Here is a 6,860-nt window from a genome sequence, read left to right as displayed (position 1 = left end):
TAACCAAATCCCGCATAAGAAAATCTACCAGTTGGCGGTGAAGCCAACTGTAAGATTTTCTATCGCGGGATAGGCAAAACAATAGCCTTCCCGCTCTGCCGGAATGTTGCAATTACTAGCAAAATGAAGACTGTTAAAGGGGTTTCACCCCTTAAACCCTGCGTTACTTTCTTTCCTTGATGAAAGAAAGTAACCAAAGAAAATCAAGGCAAAACAAAATCCCTTCCGCTCTGCCTGAATGCAAGAATTACAGGCAGAGGTGGAATTTTAAAGACGGGTTCAGAGAAGCCTGAAGCTTACTTCTTAGGTCACTACATGTTTGTGCAAGGGCACGTGAGAGGGAGTCTTTAAAATAAATCCCGACTTTGGCGTCGGGCCCTCTGCCGTAATTCTATGCATTCAGGCATTCACAACAGCCCGGGCCACCTGTTTTGCCTTGGCCAACGCACATGGGGTTTTTGTTTAAATAAGAAATTCCTTATAGAAACAGGATTATACACTATTTTGTGCTTTCCGAGTATCTAATACAAGCATAGTGCAAAGTGCATTGCGGCTTGCGATTGATTTGCTTGCTAATCCAAACTTTAGCGTCGGTCCTTTGCTGTAATTCCTAACATTCCGGCATTCACTGCCAGCCTTGCCTCCCATGTTTTGCCCTGGCCCACGCGCTTTGGATTTACGTTCAGGAAAGAAATTCCTTTTCAGAAACGGGATTAAGCTCTTGCTCTGGCCCTTAGCAAGCCGGTGGGGGGACGTCCACGATTGGTGCGGGCTGAGGCCGGGTTGGTTATGGACGACAGTTTGGGTACCCTCCGTAGAGGCCTCAGCCTTCAATCGTGGAGACTTTTTTTGGTTACTTTTTTGTGTAGCTGACAAAAAAGTAACTCAGGGTTCGGGGTGAAACCCCGCATAACCCTTTTCATAATGACCCCTACCCTCATCCGAAATGCAAGCATCACAATGAAAATAAAGCCTCCACTAAATCTTTTGCGGGGATTAAGGGCAAATCCCCACTTTGGCGTCGGGCCCTCTGCCGTAATTCTAAGCATTCAGGCATTCACTGCCAGCCTTGGCTCCCCTGTTTTGATCTGGCCCACGCGCTTTGGATTTACGTTCAGGAAATAAATTCCTTTTCAGAAACGGGATTAAGCTCTTGCTCCGGCCCTTAGCAGGCCTGCGGGGGGACGTCCACGATTGGTGCGGGCTGCGTTTGCTGAGCCTGTCGAAGCAGGGTTGGTTATGGACGATGGTAGGTGGAACGAAAACCTTTGCAACACCGGAGGTGGTGAAGATTCCCACAAAAAAGCTTGCTCATCGCCTTATTTATATGAAGATTCCTGGAGATGGAACACTATTTAAAAGAGAGGATTATAAAAAGGGGCGAAGCCCCTTATCCCCTTCCCCTTAACTCTGTATCAACATATCCAGCACCTCCCCCACGCTCAGTCCGGCGGCCCGGATCTGCCTCGGCACAATGCTGTTTTCGCTCATGCCCGGGATGGTATTTACTTCGAGAAACCAGAAGGTATTTCCGCTGAGGATATAATCGATGCGCACAATTCCCTTACACTGAAGAATATCGTATATGCGCGAAGAGAGAGCATGACAGGCGGCGGTGAGCCCGGGAGAAATGCGCGCCGGGGTTATTTCTTCGGCCATGCCCGGAGTATATTTGGCTTCGTAGTCAAAAAACTCCTTTTTGCTCACTACTTCGGTGAGAGGGAGCAGGAGTTCCTTTCCGTTAATTTTCAGCACCCCGCAGGTAATTTCCGTGCCGGTAAGAGCCGCTTCGGCAAGCACTTCGGCATCTTCGGCAAAGGCTTTCTCCAGGGCCGGCAGAAGGCCTTCCGGTGAGCTTACCCGGCTGGTACCAAAGCTCGACCCTCCGTTGTTTGGCTTGATAAAACAGGGAAAGCCGATATTCCGGGCCACCTCATCAGCCGCAGGAATGGTTTCCCTGGTAATGAGCATATGCCGGGCGCCGGTAATGCCAAACGCCGCCAGGTAGTTTTTACAGAAATATTTATTGAAGGTAAGGGCGGAAGTGAGCACGCCGGGACAGGAATACGGCACTCCCATCATATCGAGATATCCCTGCAGTTTCCCGTTTTCGGCCGGATCCCCGTGGATCATCACCAGGGCATAGTCGAAATGCACTTTCCTTTCAGGCAATGAAAGGCTGAAATCGCTGAGATTGAAAGGAATGCGCCTTCCTTTGCCGTCTTCGGTGTACCACTCCTTCCCTTCGATGGTAATGATGTGGGTTTGGTAGCGGGAAGGATCGAGTTGTGCGGCAATCTGCCGGGCGCTCTGAAGGGAAATGACTTTCTCTGACGAATTTCCTCCGGTAAGGAGGGCGATGGTTTTACGCACAGGCATTGTGGATATTTTGGCGGTAAAAATAGGAAAAAAACAGCGTGAATCTCCGGGTGCAGGGGCGATAATTCATGTGGCTCCGCTCAGTCAGTTTCTGGTTTTCCCTTATTCCGGGCGGCCATCAGGTTGCGCCAGCGTTGCACCACCTCGGCCATATCGGGAGGCAGGGGCGATTCGAAAAACATGTTCTGTCCGGTCACGGGATGCGTGAATCCGAGGGAGCGGGCATGAAGCGCGTGGCGGGGCATGATTTCGAAGCAATGCCTTACAAACTGCTGGTAATGGGAGGAAGCTGTACCTTTCAGGATGGTATTGCCTCCGTATTCGGCATCGTTGAAAACCGGATGCCGTATGTGCTGGAAGTGCACGCGGATCTGATGCGTACGACCGGTTTCGAGGGTACATTCCACCAGGGTTACGTAATGAAACCGTTCCAGGACCCTGTAATGGGTAACGGCAGGTTTTCCGGTGTCTTCGTCTTCAAAAACCGCCATTTTCTTCCGGTCTCGTGTACTGCGGGCAATGTTTCCCCTGATGGTGCCGGCATCATCGCGAAGGTCGCCCCACACGAGGGCTACATATTTCCGTTCGGTTTTATGGTCGAAAAACTGACGGGCCAGTTTGTTCAGCGCCAGTTCGTTCTTTGCCACCAGCAGAAGGCCGCTGGTATTTTTGTCGATGCGGTGCACCAGTCCGGGCCGTATTTCCCCCTTCTGAAACAAAGGAAGGTCCTTCAGATGCCAGTACAGGGCATTCACCAGCGTGCCGGTGTAATTGCCCTGGGCGGGATGAACCACCATTCCGGCCGGCTTGTTGATCACCATCAGGTGTTCGTCTTCATAAACAATATCGAGGGGAATGTTTTCGGGCAGAATCTCCGTTTCGCGCGGAGGGAAAGGCAGGAGCACCGTCACCACATCTTCCGGCTTCACCTTGTAATTCTGCTTCACGGGCCTGCCGTTCACATAGACATTGCCTGCCGCTGCAGCCGCCTGGATACGCGTGCGCGACACATTGGCAATGCGGTTCTGCAGAAAACGGTCAATCCGCAGAAGGCTTTGCTTTTTGTCGGCCACAAAGCGGAAATGTTCGTACAGATCGTCTGTTTCTCTGATTTCTTCTTCCTGCATTTTTACCGAAGAATGATGAAGCGGGAAACATACTTCCTGGCGTCGGTGCTGACCACCACCATATACAGTCCTTCGGGGAAGCGCTCCAGACCGATGCATTCGGGCAGGGAGACACTGCGCCAAACTACGGTTCCGTCAGACCTTACCACCGACACATCTTTCACCTGCAGGCCATCGTTTCCAGAAAGCTGAAGACGAAGGTAATCCGAAGCCGGATTGGGCCAGAGGCGCAGGCTTTCCTGCACGGGATGCTGTTCCGCCCCGCTCACGAGGGGCTTCCCGACAACCGGACGGATCATCAGCGATCCGGCAAATTTGGAGTTTTTCCAGGTTCCGTTGATGTTGAAGAAAATCTGGTTGTTGTGTACCCGGTTAACGTCAAAGCCGACGTTAAGAAAAGTAGTGGCTGTCTGTATCCATCCCACATAGAAGGTATCGGGCAGGGCAACAGCTTCGTCGAGCCTGTAGGTATGAAAACTGTTCAGTCCGTCGAAATACGGCATCAGGTTGATACTTTCCTGCCGGTAGATGAGGTCGCCCGGTTGTCCGTTCCGGTTGTTCCAAACCGCCAGGTCAAAGGGCACCTGGTTTACGTCGTTCAGGGTGCGGTTGAAGTACATCATTACTGCCCGCAGGGTATCGCGTTTAAAGCCGGTGAAACGGTATGCCAGCCGGGCCACTTCAGCTCCCTGGCCGCTCAGGCCATAACCGAACTCTGCCGAACCGTCATCCCAGGCGTAGTAGTTACTGAACTTCTGCACAAACTCCACGGTATCGTTCCAGCGGTAAATTTTGCGTATGCTCACGGTATCGGTGGTAAGCCAGCACCGGATGCGGAAAAGCGCCGAATCGCCTCCGGCTGAAGGAAATTTCTCCAGATCGGGGTTGTAGGTCATTTCAGCATAGGGACCAATGTTTTCGGCCGTTGGAGGGAAATTATACTGGTACGCCAGGTTGATTCCCGCAATTCTGAGAGCGCGGTCAACTTTTCGTTCCACACCAAACAGGTTGCGGCAGGTATAAGTAAGGAACGGGCGCATTTCGCGGTTGGCAGCGGCGTCGTAATGCGACCAGGGAATGGCTTCATACGTTTTGAGAACCGAACCGGGAAGGGATACAAAGGCCACATCGTCGGAGATCGTATCCCCGGGAGTACGGCCCCGGTTGAGGTAAACATAGTCGATGTGCCAGTGGTCGTCGTTGTCGATGCGTCCCGGGTCGTCGGTAAAATTGCTCAGGCTGGCGATGTTGCGGAAGCGGAAGCGAAACCCTTCCTGCAGGAAGATGGTGTCGGCAACAGGAAGAATGACCGGCCGGAATGGCCGTAATGTATCGCCCGGCACACTCCAGATCCGGTGCCATGTGCCGGTTTTTGGGGCATAGAAATCGAGGATGAGGGAATCTTTTTCTTCCGGCGCCTCGCCTAAGCCCTGCGGCTGGTAATAAAAGCTGAGGTAAATATTGTCGGAGGGCGAATATTTCAGGTTAATGGGCCGGGACGTGAGGGCATCGGCATAAAACGGGCGGGTGCCGGCACTGGAATAAAGGTTTCCGCGTGCATCAACGGCATCGAAGGTTGCCACGCCAACCGAAGGAGGATTGACCGGATAACTGTTGTTGATGTAAACCAGGGAATCGGACCAGAGGGATTGATCGGGATAGCAGGGCAGAGGGAAACGGGAAAAGTCGTCAAAAAAGGGAAGGGTCAGCAGGGTCTGGTTTTTCTTCTGCACTGCCGGCTTCAGCAATTCCCTGCCGGGGGAAGCCGGAGGAGGCGAAACCCGGCGTGAAAGCATCTCCTGGGCCGCCGCAGGCCGAACCAGGGAAAGAAGAAAAAGAAACCAGATGGCGGATAGTATTCGCATAAAAGCTATTGTTCAGGTTCGGCAAGGCTGTCCCCTTCCGAAAGAAGGGAAGAGGCAATTGTAACCCATATATCGACCGGCGAACCCAGGTTGACGAGACCCTGGGAAGGATTCTGACGGTAGACCTTTGCATTCAGGGTGTCCTGCAGGGTGAGAACGGTATTGTCATAGATTACGGCACCCAGGTTAAGAAAGCTGTCGAAGAGTTTCTGCTCGGCGTCCTGCACCGACAATCCCTTGAGGTTGGGCACATAGGTATTCTGGTTGCTGAGGCCGCTGCCGACCACCAGGTCAATGTGGCTTCCTTTTTCAATGAGGGTGTTTTCGGGTATTTCCCTTCCGGCGAACTGCTGGCGGAGCACCTCGTTCTGGGCAATGTCGGGGATATAGATGAGCCTTCCGGTGGTTAATCCCTGCGACTCAAGGATGGCTCTTGCCTGGCGAAGGGAGAAGCCAACCACGTTGGGCATTTTGACCTTTTCGGGTGTGAGGGCGTTCATCACCAGGAAGATGGTGCGGTTGGGTTTTACGCGGAAGCCGGCCGGCGGGTTCTGGCTTACCATCGTGCCGCGGGGCATGTTGTTCATATAAACCGAATCGGTAACCGATACGCGGATTTTGCGGGCGGCAGCCATTTGTTCGCATTCCGCCAGAGTATGGCCGGTAAAATCGGGTACGGCAATGGATTCATTGTGCCGGGTATAAATTCTGAGCCAGATGAAAATAATCAGCAACAGACCCAGAAAAATTCCGGCCGCGCGGGCAACATTTTTCCAGAAGATTTTCGACAACAGGAACCGGACAATATCGTTCATGCAGGCGATGTTTATGCAAATTACATGGATAACGAAGGTACAAAGATAAAATTATCCCCTTAACCCAAATTCGTCAATTGAAAAACTCAATTGACGATAAACCCAATACCCCTCTTTACGCTCTACGCTTTACGCTTTACGCTAATTTAAGGGTTGCTTTCTGTTTATTTCGGGGCCAGGCGGTAGAGGAACACACAGATAGCCAGATAGATCATATTTGGAATCCACGCAGCCACCATGGGCGGTATCGATCCGCTGATGGCGAACTGCGATGAGAACTGCATAAAGAAAATATAGGAAAAAGCCAGCCCCAGTCCGGCGCCGATGTGCATGCCAATGCCTCCCCTGACCTTGCGCGACGAGAGCGCTACGGCGATGAAGGTAAGTATGTAGGTGCTGAAAGGTACTGCCGTCCTCCTTCCCCTTTCTACCAGAAATACATTGATGTTGTCCGCCCCCTGAAGCCTGAGCTGATCAATGTAACGGTTCAGGTAGGGAAGGGTCATGGTTTCGAAGATGAAATTATCCTGAGCAGTGAAATCATTGGGACTGAGGTTCAGGGTTGTATCCAGGCTTGTGCCGGTGAGGATTTCTTCTTTTCCGTCGTAAATATTGCGAATGTAATAGTTTCGTACCTCCCATTTGCCTTTCACCGAATCCCAGCGGATATAATC

Annotated in this window: 5 protein-coding genes; all 5 read right to left on the bottom strand. The window is 52.0% G+C overall.

Annotated elements, in window-relative coordinates; genetic code table 11:
* Positions 1-1,404: 1,404 nt before the first annotated feature.
* Complete coding sequence (locus GX419_08800) at positions 1,405-2,373, bottom strand: D-alanine--D-alanine ligase (GenBank protein NLI24789.1); 969 nt, start codon at positions 2,371-2,373, stop codon at positions 1,405-1,407.
* Between the two features lie 86 nt (positions 2,374-2,459).
* Entirely contained in the window at positions 2,460-3,506 is a 1,047-nt protein-coding gene (locus tag GX419_08795; protein ID NLI24788.1) for an RluA family pseudouridine synthase, read from the bottom strand.
* 2 nt (positions 3,507-3,508) lie between these two features.
* On the bottom strand, positions 3,509-5,371 hold the full coding sequence (locus GX419_08790; GenBank protein NLI24787.1) for a T9SS type A sorting domain-containing protein: 1,863 nt from the start codon (positions 5,369-5,371) through the stop codon (positions 3,509-3,511).
* A gap of 5 nt (positions 5,372-5,376) precedes the next feature.
* Positions 5,377-6,186 carry a PASTA domain-containing protein gene (locus GX419_08785; GenBank protein NLI24786.1) on the bottom strand — a complete coding sequence of 270 codons (810 nt, stop codon included), beginning with the start codon at positions 6,184-6,186 and terminating at the stop codon, positions 5,377-5,379.
* Positions 6,187-6,350: 164 nt separating this feature from the next.
* A partial coding sequence (locus GX419_08780; GenBank protein NLI24785.1) for an LptF/LptG family permease occupies positions 6,351-6,860 on the bottom strand: 510 nt, incomplete at its 5' end.

The sequence above is a fragment of the Bacteroidales bacterium genome (genome assembly GCA_012517825.1).
GTDB lineage: Bacteria > Bacteroidota > Bacteroidia > Bacteroidales > JAAYUG01 > JAAYUG01.
Note: the sequence above shows the minus strand (reverse complement) of the source record. Positions and strands in the feature narration are given on the sequence as shown.